The following is a 14,699-nucleotide window of genomic DNA, read 5'->3' as shown; positions in this document are numbered from 1 at the left end:
CGGGATCGCGCATGGTTTATTTACTACATTGTGTGGGGGCGCAGATGAAATTTACTAGTATTGTGGCAGTTGCGGCATTGATGACGACGTTTGGGGCAGGTATTTCCCAAGCGCAAAGCTTTCGCGATCAACCGGCGGAATTCCCGTCGGCCTCGTATAAGGGCAAGCAATATGTCGACAGCAAAGGCTGTGTGTTTATTCGGGCCGGTATCGACGGCAATGTGACCTGGGTGCCGCGCGTGTCGCGCAAGCGTCAGGGTGTCTGCGGCTTCAAGCCGACCAATGTGCAGACAGCGGCCAGCGCGCCTGCCGGTGGTGCTGATGCGCCGGTGCAGATCACCGTGAACAACGCGCCCGCCGCGGCCAAACAGCCCACGGTTGCGGCACGCCCTCTGCCACAGCGCAAGGCCAAGCCGGTTGTTGTACGCCAGAAAGCACCCAAGCCGGTGCGCCAGCCGGTGCCACGCTCGGTCGACGTGCCAGCCGCACCGCGCGCGCAAGCGCCGGTGGCCGTGGCGCAGGTGCCGACCACCTGTGCCGGACGCTCTGCCATCAGCCAGCAATATTCCGGGTCGCGGACCAAGGGGCTCGCCGTGCGTTGCGGCCCGCAAACCGCGCCGATCCTGCCCTCCACCGCGCAGGCCGGGGCCGTGGCATCTGCGCCGTCCTATGGGGCAGCCGCAGGCAGCGTCGCGGCCACTGCGGCCCCCGCAGCAGCGCATGCGCATACGCGGATCGTACCGAAACATGTCGCGATCAACCGCCAGAACACCTATGCCAACGTCTCGGTGCCCAAAGGATATCGCCCCGTGTGGGAAGACGACCGTCTGAACCCCAAGCGGGCCGAACAGAACCTTGAGGGGCGGTCCAAGATGTTGTTGATCTGGACCAACACCGTGCCGCGCCGTCTAGTGAACCAAAGCACAGGGCAGGACGTGACCGCGCGTTTGCCGTTGGTCTACCCCTATACCTCGGTCGAGCAGCAGCGCCGCGAGTTGGGCGAGGTGAGTTTTGCCAAGCGCAACGGCCAGCTGGTCAAACGTATCGTACGCAACAAGAACGCAGCGCCCGCCGCGCGCAAGCCGGTCTACTCCAGCCGTTCGACCCCCAAGCCAGTCGCCACAGCCCCAGCGACCCCGCGTGCCGCAGGTAAGACCTATGTGCAGATCGGTGTCTATGGGGACAGCGCGAACGCGCAGCGTGCGGCACAACGTATCGCGCGGATGGGGATGGGCGCGCGCATCGGTAAGTCCATCCGCGGCGGCAAGACCTATCTGTCGGTGCAGGCAGGGCCCTTTGGCGCGTCCGCGGCCCCGGCGGCTTTGGGTAAGTTGCGCGGTGCCGGTTACGGCGATGCCTATATTCGCTGACGCATCCGCACGACAGTGCAGATAAAAGGCCAGTCGGGGCGATCCGGCTGGCCTTTTGCGTGGAAGGTTCGTTCGTGAACCTCTGCCTTAGCCGCCGCAGATATTTTGCAGCCGTAGCCAGTCGGCATCGTTCAGCAGAGGGTCGGTTTCCTTGCCGTTCATCGGATCGCCTTCGATCAGGGGCAGCACCGTCTCTCCGGTGATGTCGCGGGCTTGCGCGTAAGGGGTGCTGTGCAGGCGCTGTTTTTCGAAACGGGCAAGCAGGGCGTCAACGGGCGGTTCCGGCGCGGGTTCGGCCATCAGATGTTCGGCGTAGCGTGTGAGGGCCGCATCCGACACATCGCCGGTGGTCAGCAGGCGGAAGTTTTCGCGGATGCCGATGGTGGCGAGCATATGTTCAAGCGGGTCTGTGACGGCGCGTTTCGCTTGCTCCGCCAGAATATAGCCGCCCGCGATATCGGGGGACTCGTAATCCTCGAAGAGGGTCTTGTTCAGCACGATCAGCCCGCCGGGCAGGTGCAGGCTGGGGCGGGTCATGGCGGGCAGAACCACCATCGGATCAGACGACAGCCGCGCGCCGAGCTTTGCCAGCGCCGTGCGCCCGCGGGCGTTGGTACAGGCGGGGCCGGACACCCGTTCGATCTTTTTCAGAAGCGCCGCCCCGATGGAGGCGCGTTTGACCTTGGGCACCACCCGCAGCGTGTGATCTTGCAGCGCGCCCGGCAGCCAGAACAGCGCCACCGCCGCCACCACCAGCGCCGAGGTCAGCACCCCGGCAAACCGCAGCCGCCCCGGGCGGGGGCGACGGCGTTCGACCACGCGGCGCAGGGTTTCGATGGCGTCGATCATCTCTCCCTCGCTGTCGGGGATTTCCAGCGTTTCACTGGGGTCGCCGTCGGGGTGGAAAATCGCAGGGCGGGTGCCAGGGTTTGACCGCGCCAAAGCCGCCAGAGACCAATGGGTCAGCGCCTGATCCTTGAGGTCGGAAATCACCAGTGTCGCATCGCCGATCGACACGATGACCTCGCGACGTTGGGCATCGGGGGCCGAACGCCATAGTCCGGTTGCTTCCAACCGAGCGTATTTGGAAAGGGCTGTCATATCCTGAAGTATAGTGCCTAACTGTTTTGGATAGTTTACCACCTGACACGGGTTGAGCAATGGGTGGACTTAAGACAGCATAGGAGAATTCGAAAGGAGCGTCCCATGCAGATCAAGCCCGCACATCCCGATGATGCCGCCAGACTTGTCGAGATCTGGTATCGTGGTTGGCATCAGGCCCATGCCGATGTCGTGCCGCCCGCCTTGACCGCCCTGCGCAGTTTCGAAGAGTTCACGATGCGGATGCGGGTGCACCTTAAGCATACGCAGGTGGTCTGGGTCGAAGGGCAGATCGCCGGGTTCTTCATGGTGGACCATGACGAGATCTACCAGTTCTATGTCAGTGAAGCCTTTCAGGGCAGCGGTCTGGCGCAGCAGATGATGGCGGCGACCGAAGCAGAACTAGGGCATGGGCTGAAATGGCTGGCCTGTTCGGTTGGCAACACCCGCGCCGCGCGGTTCTACGAGGCCTGCGGCTGGGTGCAGGCGGGCACGATCCCCTACGAGGTCGAAACCGGCGAGGGGCCGTTGCAGATCGACGTCTGGCGGTATGAAAAACGGCTCGGCCCGCAAGAGCAGGCAGAGGCGGTGATCGTCGCCGATCCGGTCGTCACACAGCGCGCGATGTAGACCGCACTAAAGCCTGGCGGCCTGTGCGCGCAGTTCGAATTTCTGGATCTTCCCGGTCGAGGTTTTCGGCAGCTCTTGAAACACCACGCGTTTGGGTGCTTTGAAACCCGCAAGCGTGTCGCGCACAAAGGCGATCAGGGCAGCTTCGTCTCCACTCCGGCCCGGTTTCAGCTCGACAAAAGCACAGGGCACTTCGCCCCATTTCTCGTCTGGTTGCGCGACAACGGCGGCGAGGTTCACATCCGGATGCCCCATCAATACGCCTTCGACCTCGACGGACGAGATGTTCTCGCCGCCCGAGATGATGATGTCCTTGGCGCGATCTGCGATCTGCATATGTCCGTTCGGATGCTGCACCGCCAGATCGCCCGAATGGAAATACCCGCCCGCAAAGGCCGCGCGCGTGGCGGCGGGGTTCTTGAAGTATCCCTTCATCACCGAATTGCCGCGGATCATGATCTCTCCCTGTGTGGCAGCGTCCAGCGGGACTTGGGCCATTTCGCTGTCCATGACGGTGATCTCTTCCATCATCGGCATGGCGACGCCCTGACGGGCCTTGATCGCGGCGCGCTCGGCCCCTTGGGCGCTGTCCCATGCGGGGTCCCACAGACATTCGGTGACGTGGCCGTAGGTCTCGGTCAGCCCGTAGACCTGCGTGACGTTGAACCCCAAGGCTTCGATCTTGGACAGGGTGGCAGGGGCAGGGGGCGCACCGGCGGTGAAGACCTCCACCTGATGATCAAAGGCGCGGCGTTCGGCTTCTGTTGCGTTCACCATCATGTTCAGCACGATGGGGGCACCGCCAAAATGGGTCACGCCTTCGTCGGCGATGGCGTCATAGATCGCAGCGGCAGTGATGTCGCGGCAGCAGACCAGTGTGCCCCCCAAGAGGGGCATCATCCACGTGTGGTTCCAGCCGTTGCAGTGAAACAGGGGTACGATCTGCATGAACACGGGCCGCATCACCATACGCCAGCTGACCACCGTGCCCATGGTCATCAGATAGGCCCCGCGATGGTGATAGACCACGCCCTTGGGCCGCCCCGTCGTGCCAGAGGTATAGTTGAGCGCAAGGCTTTCCCATTCGTCGTCGGGCATGATCCAGTTGAACGCAGGGTCGCCGGTGGCGATGAAATCATCGTATGTGGTGTGGCGACCCGTTGCCGGAAACCCCGCCGCGGGATCAGGGACTTCGATCAGCAGCGGGGGCGGGCCGTCGAGCGTTGCACAGGCCGCCTCTGCCAGATCGACGAACTGCGTATCGACCAGCAGCACCCGCGCTTCGCCGTGGTCGAGGATGTAGCCCACCGTATCCACATCCAGCCGTGTGTTGATGGTGTTAAGCACGGCACCGCAGGCGGGCACGCCGAAATGCGCCTCTGCCTGCGCGGGGATATTGGGCAGGATCGTCGCCACAACCTGACCCGGTTCAACCCCCGCGGCCACCAAAGCCGAAGCAAGCTGTGAACAGCGTGCGTGATACTGCGCATAGGTCACCCGATGCGCGCCGTAGATCACCGCCGTCATATCGGCAAAGACATGGGCAGCGCGTTTCAGGTGCGATAGCGGCGTGAGCGGCACGTAATTCGCGGCGCATTTGTCCAACCCGTCTTCGTTCGTCATCCAGCCCATGGCGCACCCTGTCTTTATTCGCTTTGTCCCGGTTACTATTGCGCAGCATCCCCCGTTTTGGGAAGGATGATAAAAGCAGGGCAGAGGCAGGATATGGGCACGAGCGTAAAGCGGCCAATCACAGATGCGGCGGGGCGGTCATGATCATCAGCCGCGGGCGCAACTACATCTTTGTGCATATCCCCAAGACCGGAGGCACGTCCCTTGCTCTCGCGCTGGAAGCGCGGGCGATGAAGGACGATCTGATGCTGGGCGACACGCCCAAGGCAGTCAAGCGGCGCAAGCGTCTGTCAGGGGCGGCGTCGGCAGGACGGCTTTGGAAACACGCAACCCTCGCCGATATCGAAGGCGTGGTCACCCGCCAAGAGATTGCCCGGATGTTCGCCTTTGCACTGGTGCGTAACCCGTGGGACCGGATGGTCAGCTATTACCATTGGCTGCGCGCGCAGGGGTTCGATCATCCCGCCGTGGGGCTTGCCAAGTCGCTGGCGTTTGATGCCTTCGTGCAGACGCCTACCGTGCAGGGCAGCCTTCTGGCCTCTCCCTACGGGTCATATCTGCGTGACGGGGCGGGCGAGGATCAAAGCAACCTGTTCATCCGGATCGAACATTTCGCGCAGGACGCGCAGCCGCTGTTCGACCATCTGGGCTTTGATCTGACGTTGCCGCATGTGAATGCGTCGGACCGCGCGGCGGGCTATCGGGACTACTACACCCCCCAAACCCGCGACCTGATCGCCACGACCTGCGCCGAGGATATCGCGCGTTTCGGCTACAGTTTCGACGGCTGAGCGCGCGGGCGGTACATCCCCCGCAAAGCAAAACGGCCAGCAAGAACTGCTGGCCGCTTCCGTTTTCTCTATCGGGCGTTGCCGTCTCAGGCGGCTTTGGCGTCCGGCCCGAAGCGACCATAGAAGGTCTGGTTCTTCTCGGCCATTTCGCGCAGCAGGTCAGGGCATTTGAACCGCTCGCCGAACTGCGCTTCCAGCTGGTCACAACGTTCCGCGGCATAGGGCGTGCCGATGATGTCGAGCCAGCTGAACGGGCCGCCGGACCAAGGCGCAAAGCCCCAGCCAAGGATCGCGCCCACGTCGCCTTCGCGGATATCTTCCAACACACCTTCTTCCAGCGCGCGTACCGCTTCGAGCACCTGAACGAACATCAGACGGTCCTGCACATCGCGCAGGTCTGGCTGTTCCTCGGCCAGCGGGAACTTGTCGTGCATCCCCTTCCAATAGCCCTGACGCTTGCCCTTTTCGTCATAGTCAAAGAAGCCCGCGTTCGCCTTGCGGCCCAGACGACCCAGATCTTCCATCCAGAAGATCAGATCATCCGCTTGGCTGGCAGGATAGGCATTGCCCATGGCCGCCTTGGTCGCGCGGGCAATCTTGGCCCCCAGATCGATCGAGGTCTCATCGGTCAGCTGCACCGGCCCCACAGGGAAACCCAGAAGCTGTGCCGCGTGATCGACCAGTTGCGGTGCCGCCCCTTCGGTGATCATCCGCGCGCCTTCGTTGGCATAGGGGATGATGCAGCGGTTGGCATAGAAGAAGCGCGCGTCATTGACCACGATCGGCGTCTTGCGGATCTGGCGCACATAGTCGAGCGATTTGGCCACCGCACGGTCGCCAGTCTCGGCACCCTTGATGATCTCTACCAGTGCCATTTTTTCGACGGGCGAGAAGAAGTGGATGCCGATGAACTGATCCGCCCGGCTGGAGGCTTTGGCCAGCTCGGTGATCGGCAGGGTCGAGGTGTTGGAGGCAAAGATGCAATCCTCGGGGATCACGGCTTCGACCTTTTTGGTCATCTCGGCCTTGACGGCAGGGTCTTCGAAGACGGCTTCGATGATCAGGTCACAGCCTTTCAGCGCGTCCAGATCGGTGGTCGCGGTGATCAGATCAAGGGCTGCGGCTTTCTTTTCTTCGGTGGATTTCTTGCGCGCGATGCCTTTGTCAAAGAAGCTGGCGGAATAGGCTTTGCCCTTGTCGGCGGCTTCTTGGGTCTGGTCGATCAGCACGACTTCGATCCCGGCTTGCACGGAAACAAGCGTGATGCCCGCACCCATCATGCCAGCCCCCAGAACGCCCAGTTTCTTGACGCGCTGATCGGCAACGCCTTCGGGACGTACCGCGCCTTTTTCCAGCGCTTCCTTGTTCAGGAACAGCGACCGGATCATGGCAGAGGAGGACGGGTTCAGCAGGATGTTAGTGAACCAGCGCGCCTCGATCTTCAGCGCGGTATCAAACGGCACTAGCGAGCCTTCGTATACGGCGCTCAGCAGGGCCTTGGCCGCAGGGAAGGCACCTTGGGTCTTGCCGTTGACCATCGCATTGGCCCCGACAAAGGTCATGAAGCCCGCAGGGTGATAGGGGGCACCACCGGGCATCTTGTAGCCCTTGGCGTCCCAGGGTTTCAGAATGTCCGCATCCTTGGCATTCAGCACCCATTCTTTCGCGGCGGCTACCGGATCAGCGACAACTTCGTCGATCAGACCGGCAGATTTCGCGGCAGCAGGGGCAACCATCTTGCCTTCCAGCAAGAAGGGCGATGCGGCCATCGCGCCGAGTTTGCGCGCCAGACGGGTGGTGCCGCCCGCGCCGGGGAAGATACCGACCATGATCTCGGGCAGGCCGATACGCGCCTTGGGGTTGTCTGCGACAAAGATGCGGTGCGTGGCCAGCGGCAGTTCAAGCCCGATACCGGCGGCAGTGCCGGGAAGGGCAGAGGCAATCGGCTTGCCGCCCTTGTTGGTCTTGGCGTCCATGCCCGCGCGTTCGATCTTGCGCAGCAGGGCATGCATTTTCATCGTGCCGTCAAACAGCCCCTGTGCGGGGTCGTCCCCTGCGTCTTCGCGCATCTTGGCGAGCAGGTTCAGGTCCATACCACCGGCAAAGGACCCGTCCTTGCCAGAGGTGATCACGGCCCCCTTGATGGCGTCGTCGGACAGGACCGTGTCGATGATGCTGTCCAGCTCGGACAGGCCCTCGATCGACATGACGTTCATGGATTTTCCGGGCACGTCCCAGGTGATGATGGCGACGCCGTCGGCGTCTGTCTTCATGGTGAAATCGGTCATTTAAATCTCTCCCTGATTTGGAGTGTGTTACGAGCGCTGAGGCGTATAGTCAGCGAATTTTTCAAGCAGTGAGCGGATCAAGGCGATGGTGGCTTCGGGGCCTTTGTCGCAGTCTTCCTCGCTTAGCAGTATCCGTTTGAAGTCCTTGAACCGCTCGCGGTCATAGCTGTCGCTTGGATCGTTGCGATGCTTGAAGAACAGCGGCGGCGTGGCCTGATACAGGCGCACATATTGCCCCCCGCGTTCCTCTGCGAGCTTAAGGTCCCTCAGCCCACGCCGCGCTGCCAGATCGGCCACGGCGTGGAAAGGATGCGGCTGGTCGCCCATCAAACGCGCTCGATGATGGTGGCGGCGCCCATGCCGGAGGCGATACAAAGCGTGGCCATCCCGACTTCCTTGTCCGAACGCTCAAGCTCGTCCAGCAGCGTGCCGATGATCATCGCGCCGGTGGCTCCCAAGGGGTGACCCATGGCGATCGACCCGCCGTTCACGTTGACCTTGCTTTCATCAACGTCGAACGCCTGCATGAAGCGCATGACCACGGCGGCAAAGGCTTCGTTGACCTCGAACAGATCGATGTCGTTGATGTTCATGCCATTGTCGGCAAGGATCTTTTCGGTCACAGGAACAGGGCCGGTCAGCATGATAGTCGGGTCGGTTCCGATCTTGGCGGTGGCACGGATGCGCGCGCGTGGCTTGAGACCGTATTTCTCGCCGAATTCCTTGTTCCCGATAAGGACAGCCGCCGCACCGTCCACGATGCCCGAGGAGTTCCCCGCGTGGTGGATGTGGTTGATCTTCTCGAGGTGCGGATATTTCATCAGCGCGACCTTATCAAAGCCCGGCATGACCTCGCCCATCTGCTGGAACGCAGGGTTCAGCGACCCGAGCGACTGCATGTCGGTCTGGGGGCGCATGTATTCGTCATGGCTGAGGATCGACAGGCCGTTCTGGTCCTTGATCTCGATCACGGATTTATCAAACCGTCCTTCGTCCCAGGCTTTCTTGGCACGCTGCTGCGACTGCATCGCCAGCTTGTCGGCCTCGTCACGGGTAAAGCCGTATTCGGTCGCGATGATGTCAGCCGAGATGCCCTGCGGCACGAAATACCGCTCCATCGCGAGCGAAGGATCAACGGCAATCGCCGCGCCGTCGCTGCCCATGGCCACGCGGCCCATCATTTCAACGCCACCGGCGATATAGCCCATGCCTGCGCCGCCGCGCACCTGGTTGGCGGCAAGGTTCACAGCTTCCATGCCAGAGGCGCAGAAACGGTTGATGGCAAGGCCGGGGATGCGTTCATCCAGATCGGATGCCAGCACGGCAGAGCGCGCCAGACAGCCGCCCTGTTCCATCACCTGGGTCACGTTCCCCCAGATCACGTCCTCGACGGCGTGGCCTTCAAGGTTGTTGCGCTCTTTCATCGCATTGAGGGTCAGCGCGGACAGGCGCAACGAAGTCAGTTCGTGCAGGGCGCCGTCTTTGCGGCCCTTACCACGCGGGGTGCGCAGGGCGTCGTAGATATATGCTTCGGTCATGTGGTGTCTCCCTTTGGGTCAGGCGCGGTCAGCAGGGCTGCCGGGCATCAGGTCGTAGGGGGCTTTCCAGCCCGGTGTGTCGCTCAGACGCGTGAGCCACGCGTCGATATGGGGCCAGTCCTTGCGGACAAAGCCGAAAGGCTCGGGGTAATACAGATAGCCGCAGCAGCTCAGATCGGCGTTGGTGATCCCGTCGCCGACAATCCAGTCGCGGCCGTTCAGATGGTCGTTCAGCACGGCATAGGCAGCAGACAAACGCCCCTGCATAAAGCCGATGACTTCTTTGGGTTGCTTGTCTTCGGGCAGGAAGTTCATCAAAAAACGCGTCATACCGGCGTTCGAGCTAAGCTTGTGGTTGTCCCACAGCACCCACCGCAGGATCTCGCGGCGCTCTTCGGGATTGCCCCCGCCGAATTTGCCGGATTGCTCCGAGACATAATCCTGGATCACGCCGGATTGGGTCAGACGGATATCGCCATCAATCATCACCGGCGCTTCGCCCATGTTGTTGATCGTCGTGCGGTAATCCTGCGTGCGGGTTTCGCCGCCGAAGAAATCAACTTTCACCGGCTCCCAGTCGAGCCCCGACAGCTGCAGCGCAAGCGCCGCCTTATAGGCGTTTCCGCTTTCGCCGAAGCAATGCAGTTTGATGGTCATCTGAACCCTCCCTCAAGTCCTGTGTGTCGATCGTCGTCCCGTGGGGGTTTCACACCCCCACACCCCCGTGGAGTTTATCCGGCAAAATGAAGATGCGCGGGTTTGCGTTAATCAGTTACTAATCATCCTGTCGTATTCAACCCCCGCGCGGCAGGCTGGAGAGCTGAGCCGCGTGCAAAGTGAAGCCCTGCTTTGGTCGTGCGGGTCGCAGGATCAGGGCAGGGTGTTTGCGCTTCATTTTGCCCCTTAAACTCTCCCCGAAGGGTCGGGTTCGGCAGGGCGTTCGGGGTGTGGTGGTGTGCTACCTCTTTCGTCCGTCCAGTTCCGCGTTGAACAGCCGCAGTCGCGCGGTCAGGTTCTCTTCGTCGATCACGCTGTTGAAGTTCTCGAAGAGAAACGACAGCGCTTCGCCTTCATCCAATCCGGCCTCTGCCGCGAATTTCTTCAGGCGGCGGTAGCCGTCTTCGGTCATGGCGACAGGGAAGCGGCGGGTCAGGCGGAAACGTTTGGGCATCGGGCGTCCTTTCAGTCAGCATCGGGGTGGGGGATGTCCCCACCCCGGTGCAACCTAGAAGTTTGCCGCGTCCAGCGCCATCACAGTATCCGCGCCGGTTTCGATCCGCTTGAGGTGCAGCGAAGTCGCGGGCAGCTGGCGGGCCATGTAGAAACGGCCGGTTGCCAGCTTGGTCTCGTAGAAGGACGCGTCGCCGGTGCCATCTTTCAGCGCTTTCTTCGCGGCCAGACCCATTTTCGCCCACATCAGGCCCAGACAGACATGCCCGAACATATGCATGAAATCATTCGACCCCGAGAGCGCGTTGTTGGGGTTCTTCATGCCGTTCTGCATGAAGTACATGCCCGCCGATTGCAGGTCTTTGCTGGCAGCCTTCAGCGGCTCCATAAAGCTAGCGTCGAACTCGGCGTCCTGGCCTGCGTTTTCCTTGATGAAGGTCTTGACCATATCAAAGAAGGCCATGACGTGTTTGCCACCGTCCTGAGCCAGCTTGCGGCCCACGAGGTCCAGCGCCTGAACGCCATTGGCCCCTTCGTAGATCATGGCGATACGGGCGTCCCGGGTGAACTGGGACATGCCCCATTCCTCGATATAGCCGTGGCCGCCATAGACCTGCTGCGCCTTGACCGTCATGTCATAGCCGATGTCGGTCAGGAAGCCTTTGATGACGGGGGTCATCAGCGAGACAAGCCCGTCGGCATCCTTGTCATCCGCGCGGTGTGCCGCGTCGATCAGGCTGGCCCCCCAGAGGATGAACGCCCGGGCCCCTTCGACAAAGGATTTCTGCTCCATCAGGCTGCGACGGATATCGGGGTGGACGATCAACGGATCGGCAGGCTTGTCGGGGTGCTCTGTTCCGGTGACGGCACGGCCTTGCAGGCGGTCCTTGGCGTAGGCCAGCGCGTTCTGATAGGCCACATCGGCCTGCGCCAGACCCTGCATGCCGACGCCCACGCGGGCTTCGTTCATCATGGTGAACATCGCGCGCATGCCTTTGTGTTCGTCCCCCAGCAGGTAGCCGACCGCGCCGTCATAGTTCATCACACAGGTAGAGTTGCCGTGGATGCCCATTTTCTCTTCGATGGAGCCGACGGACACCGCGTTGCGTTCGCCAAGCGAGCCGTCTTCCTCGACCATGAACTTGGGCACGATGAACAGCGATACGCCCTTGATGCCTTCGGGGCCGCCTTCGATCTTGGCCAGCACCAGATGGATGATGTTATCGGCCATGTCGTGTTCACCGGACGAGATAAAGATCTTCTGGCCGGTGATCTTATAGCTGCCGTCTTCCTGTGGCGCTGCCTTGGTGCGCATCAGGCCCAGATCGGTGCCGCAGTGGGGCTCTGTCAGGTTCATGGTGCCGGTCCATTCGCAGGACACCATGTTGGGCAGATATGTATCCTTTTGGGCGTCAGAGCCGTGCGCGAGGATCGCCGAGGCCGCACCGTGGGTCAGGCCCTGATACATGGTGAACGCCTGGTTGGACGCCGAGAACATCTCGCCCACGGCGGTGCCGAGGATATAGGGCATGTTCTGGCCGCCGTATTGCTCTGGCATGTCCAGACCGGTCCAGCCGCCTTCCTTGACCTTCGCAAAGGCGTCCTTGAACCCTTTGGGGGTGTAGACGACGCCGTTCTCCAGACGGCAGCCTTCCTGATCACCTACCGCGTTCAGCGGAGCGAGGACTTCGGAGGTCAGCTTGCCTGCTTCTTCCAGAATGGCAGAGGTGAAATCCGCCTCAAGCTCGTCGTAACCGGGGGTGGACGACGCGGTGACGTTCAGCACATCGTGCAGGACGAATTGCATATCCTTGATCGGGGCGGTGTAGCTCGGCATGTGGTGTTCTCCCTTGGCCATCTGGCCGTCGTTTGGTCAGTATATCTAGGTCGGTGTATCAGGTGTTCGGGTGCGCCGGACTGCGGGCCTATTCTGCCGCGTTGCGGGCGCTGTTGATGGAGGCGATCATTTTCTCACCCCATTTTAACTGGTTTTGCAGGTCGTCGATGGCGTTGTTCAGATCCTCGCGTTGTGCTTCGAGGTCGGCCAGACGTTCGCGCGCGATGTCATAGGTGCGCGCCAATTGGGTCTGTTGCTGGTCGCCCATGTGGTACAGGTCCAGCAACTGGCGGATTTCTTCGAGGCTGAAGCCAAAGCGCTTGCCACGCAGGATCAGTTTCAGCCGCGCACGGTCCCGTTTGGTAAACAGGCGCTTTTGTCCCTGACGTTCGGGGAAAAGCAGTTCTTTCGCTTCGTAAAACCGCAGGGTGCGCGGGGTCACATCGAAGGCGGTGCACATCTCGCGGATGGTCATCGTAGTGTTGGACATATCAGTTACTCGCTATTCTATCACTGCTGTAGAACGGTCAACTTCACCTAAACTGGGAGCGGTATAACCCAGAAACAAGCTTACGTAACTTGGACGCTACGTCAAACATTTGCTTTACGTTGAGTAAATCTGCGTAACCCCTCAGGGATTTTCCCCGGGCGGTCATTGATAGGTATCTCGTGCCGACTAAGTGGTGTGGGGGAGCAAGTTTTATCGGCCGGGGGGAGGTGATATGCCCGAGGATATGGATCCGCGATTATTCACAGAGTGTCTGCGCGAGGTCAGCAGCGTTTCGGCGCTATGGCTGCTGGTGCAACGCTTTGCCAAAGCGCAGGATTTTCGCACGGTCACCTATCACAGTATTGATGTGCAATCGCTTGGGGACTCCAGCTTTGGCGCTGTCGCGATCGGTATCCCGGCAGAGTTTCACCGGATGTATACCGAAGAGCACCTGTATCTGGACGATCCCTTCCCCCCCTTCGCGGCCTCACAGATCACCCCGTTTTTCTGGCGTGACCTGCCGCAGCTGACCACCTTGACCGAAAAGCAGAAAGCCTATCTGAACAGAGCGAGAGAATTCGGCTTTGCCGATGGTCTGGTCTGTCAGGTCTTTGGGCCACAGGCGCGCAATGCTTTGGTCAGTATCGGCTTCCACCACGACAGGCCGCGCCCGAGCGATGCAGAGGTTCTGGACCTGCACGTCGCCAGCCAGTTTGCCCATATGCGGTTCTGCGCGCTTGTGGCAGGCCCTGCTGCACCCAATCGGCGCTTGTCCCCGCGCGAGCTGGAATTGCTGCGTTGGATCGCGCGCGGCAAGAGCAACACCTCGATCGCGCAGATCATGGGGGTGTCGCGGCACACGGTCGATACGATCATGCGGCGTCTGTTTGGCAAACTGGATGTGACCGACCGGACTCGCGCGGCGGTGCGGGGCCTGGCCTTTGGCCTGATCGACCCGTCGCTGGATAACCTGTCGTAATGCAGGGAGCGTGACCGGATGTCGCGCACTTACGGGACGTGCGCATCACCTGTCGGACGCATAGTCGTGGCGAATTCTCAACCGTAAGTGGACAGGCCGTGGCGCAGAACAAACCCCCGAAACCCTCAACAACACCGAATACCTATGATCTTGCGCAGGGGCCGGTGATTTCCGCGTCTTCCGCATCGCGGGGGCTCAAGGATGCGGCCAAGCTTGTTGAAGACGTGGCGTATGAATTTGCTGCCTGTCTCGACGCTGATTCACTGTCGGAGCTGATTGTGACAGCCGCAGATCTTACCCGTCTTTCCGATGTGATGGGTCGGATGGCCGCGCGGCAGGCGTAAGCCAGCCCGCATCCCATCGGTTTCTCATACCACCGCTCGATGCTGCCAACGACGGCGTCATCCGGCCAGCGGCTGTCAGATGTGGTAGCGCCCCGTAAACCCAAGGCGCTACCCAAATATCAGTCGCGCTTGGCCAATGCGGCCTCTGTATCGTCGCGAGATTTCTGCAGCTCTTCGATGGCTTCGTCCAACTGCTTGCGCTGTTCTGCCAGCTCTCCCAACTGGCGGTCCGCGCTCACGACCCACGCCCGCATTTGCGCTTCGGTGCCTTCGTTTTCATAGATCAGCAGCCACTGGCGGATGCCTTCCAGCGAATACCCGAACTTGCGTCCCCGCATGATCAGCTTCATGCGGGCGATTTCCCGCGCGCCATAGCTGCGGGACCGGCCTTCGCGCTCGGGGTGGAGCAATTCTATGTACTCGTAATAGCGCAGCGTGCGCGGCGTGACGTCAAACTCCGCACACATTTCTTTAAAGTTCAGGCGTTTGTCTGTCATCTTGGTCTCCTCAAGTTCGGAAACTATGCGGT

General features: G+C 61.3%; 15 protein-coding genes. 5 read left to right on the top strand and 10 right to left on the bottom strand.

The features are described from left to right. Positions 1 to 44 precede the first annotated feature (44 nt). Positions 45 to 1,370, top strand: coding sequence for an SPOR domain-containing protein (locus SJY36_RS12010; RefSeq protein ID WP_386175410.1), 1,326 nt, complete (start codon positions 45 to 47; stop codon positions 1,368 to 1,370). 87 nt (positions 1,371 to 1,457) lie between these two features. Here the strand turns inward: SJY36_RS12010 and SJY36_RS12005 are convergent, their stop codons facing one another. Continuing rightward, entirely contained in the window at positions 1,458 to 2,471 is a 1,014-nt protein-coding gene (locus SJY36_RS12005) for a hypothetical protein (protein ID WP_037966171.1), read from the bottom strand. A gap of 105 nt (positions 2,472 to 2,576) precedes the next feature. Between SJY36_RS12005 and SJY36_RS12000 the strand changes: the two genes are divergently transcribed. Then, the gene (locus tag SJY36_RS12000) at positions 2,577 to 3,101 is read left to right on the top strand and encodes a GNAT family N-acetyltransferase (RefSeq protein WP_037966173.1); all 525 of its coding nucleotides are present in this window, start codon (positions 2,577 to 2,579) and stop codon (positions 3,099 to 3,101) included. Between the two features lie 6 nt (positions 3,102 to 3,107). On the opposite strand, the gene SJY36_RS11995 is transcribed toward SJY36_RS12000, so the two are convergent. Next, on the bottom strand, positions 3,108 to 4,733 hold the full coding sequence (locus SJY36_RS11995) for an AMP-binding protein (RefSeq protein WP_386175406.1): 1,626 nt from the start codon (positions 4,731 to 4,733) through the stop codon (positions 3,108 to 3,110). Positions 4,734 to 4,873: 140 nt separating this feature from the next. Between SJY36_RS11995 and SJY36_RS11990 the strand changes: the two genes are divergently transcribed. Further along, on the top strand, positions 4,874 to 5,524 hold the full coding sequence (locus SJY36_RS11990; protein ID WP_386175403.1) for a sulfotransferase family 2 domain-containing protein: 651 nt from the start codon (positions 4,874 to 4,876) through the stop codon (positions 5,522 to 5,524). A gap of 86 nt (positions 5,525 to 5,610) precedes the next feature. Here the strand turns inward: SJY36_RS11990 and SJY36_RS11985 are convergent, their stop codons facing one another. From SJY36_RS11985 to SJY36_RS11955, 7 genes are all read right to left on the bottom strand, one after another. Continuing rightward, entirely contained in the window at positions 5,611 to 7,812 is a 2,202-nt protein-coding gene (locus tag SJY36_RS11985) for a 3-hydroxyacyl-CoA dehydrogenase NAD-binding domain-containing protein (RefSeq protein ID WP_005849468.1), read from the bottom strand. 27 nt (positions 7,813 to 7,839) lie between these two features. Beyond that, positions 7,840 to 8,139 carry an acetyl-CoA acetyltransferase gene (locus tag SJY36_RS11980; protein ID WP_005849467.1) on the bottom strand — a complete coding sequence of 100 codons (300 nt, stop codon included), beginning with the start codon at positions 8,137 to 8,139 and terminating at the stop codon, positions 7,840 to 7,842. Continuing rightward, a complete protein-coding gene (locus SJY36_RS11975; protein ID WP_005849466.1) occupies positions 8,139 to 9,350 on the bottom strand; it encodes an acetyl-CoA C-acetyltransferase in 1,212 nt (403 codons plus the stop codon). The genes SJY36_RS11980 and SJY36_RS11975 overlap by 1 nt, the downstream gene beginning before the upstream one ends. Before the next feature lie 18 nt (positions 9,351 to 9,368). Further along, a complete protein-coding gene (locus SJY36_RS11970; RefSeq protein WP_074634677.1) occupies positions 9,369 to 10,007 on the bottom strand; it encodes a glutathione S-transferase family protein in 639 nt (212 codons plus the stop codon). A 301-nt stretch (positions 10,008 to 10,308) separates the two neighbouring features. Then, entirely contained in the window at positions 10,309 to 10,521 is a 213-nt protein-coding gene (locus SJY36_RS11965; protein ID WP_005849464.1) for a hypothetical protein, read from the bottom strand. A 54-nt stretch (positions 10,522 to 10,575) separates the two neighbouring features. Beyond that, complete coding sequence (locus SJY36_RS11960; protein WP_278425555.1) at positions 10,576 to 12,357, bottom strand: acyl-CoA dehydrogenase C-terminal domain-containing protein; 1,782 nt, start codon at positions 12,355 to 12,357, stop codon at positions 10,576 to 10,578. Positions 12,358 to 12,445: 88 nt separating this feature from the next. Next, complete coding sequence (locus SJY36_RS11955; RefSeq protein WP_037944722.1) at positions 12,446 to 12,847, bottom strand: MerR family DNA-binding transcriptional regulator; 402 nt, start codon at positions 12,845 to 12,847, stop codon at positions 12,446 to 12,448. A gap of 232 nt (positions 12,848 to 13,079) precedes the next feature. On the opposite strand from SJY36_RS11955, the gene SJY36_RS11950 reads away from it, so the two are divergent. Both SJY36_RS11950 and SJY36_RS11945 read left to right on the top strand, forming a co-directional pair. Next, positions 13,080 to 13,826 carry a LuxR family transcriptional regulator gene (locus tag SJY36_RS11950; RefSeq protein ID WP_289080750.1) on the top strand — a complete coding sequence of 249 codons (747 nt, stop codon included), beginning with the start codon at positions 13,080 to 13,082 and terminating at the stop codon, positions 13,824 to 13,826. Between the two features lie 98 nt (positions 13,827 to 13,924). Continuing rightward, complete coding sequence (locus SJY36_RS11945; protein ID WP_005849460.1) at positions 13,925 to 14,170, top strand: hypothetical protein; 246 nt, start codon at positions 13,925 to 13,927, stop codon at positions 14,168 to 14,170. A gap of 119 nt (positions 14,171 to 14,289) precedes the next feature. Here SJY36_RS11945 and SJY36_RS11940 read toward each other — a convergent pair whose 3' ends face one another. Continuing rightward, complete coding sequence (locus SJY36_RS11940) at positions 14,290 to 14,667, bottom strand: MerR family DNA-binding transcriptional regulator (protein WP_005849459.1); 378 nt, start codon at positions 14,665 to 14,667, stop codon at positions 14,290 to 14,292. Positions 14,668 to 14,699 lie beyond the last annotated feature (32 nt).

Source organism: Sulfitobacter sp. R86518, assembly GCF_042466275.1.
Lineage (GTDB): Bacteria > Pseudomonadota > Alphaproteobacteria > Rhodobacterales > Rhodobacteraceae > Sulfitobacter > Sulfitobacter pontiacus.
The sequence above is the reverse complement of the archived record's forward strand: the minus strand, read 5'-3'. Positions and strand labels throughout refer to the sequence as shown.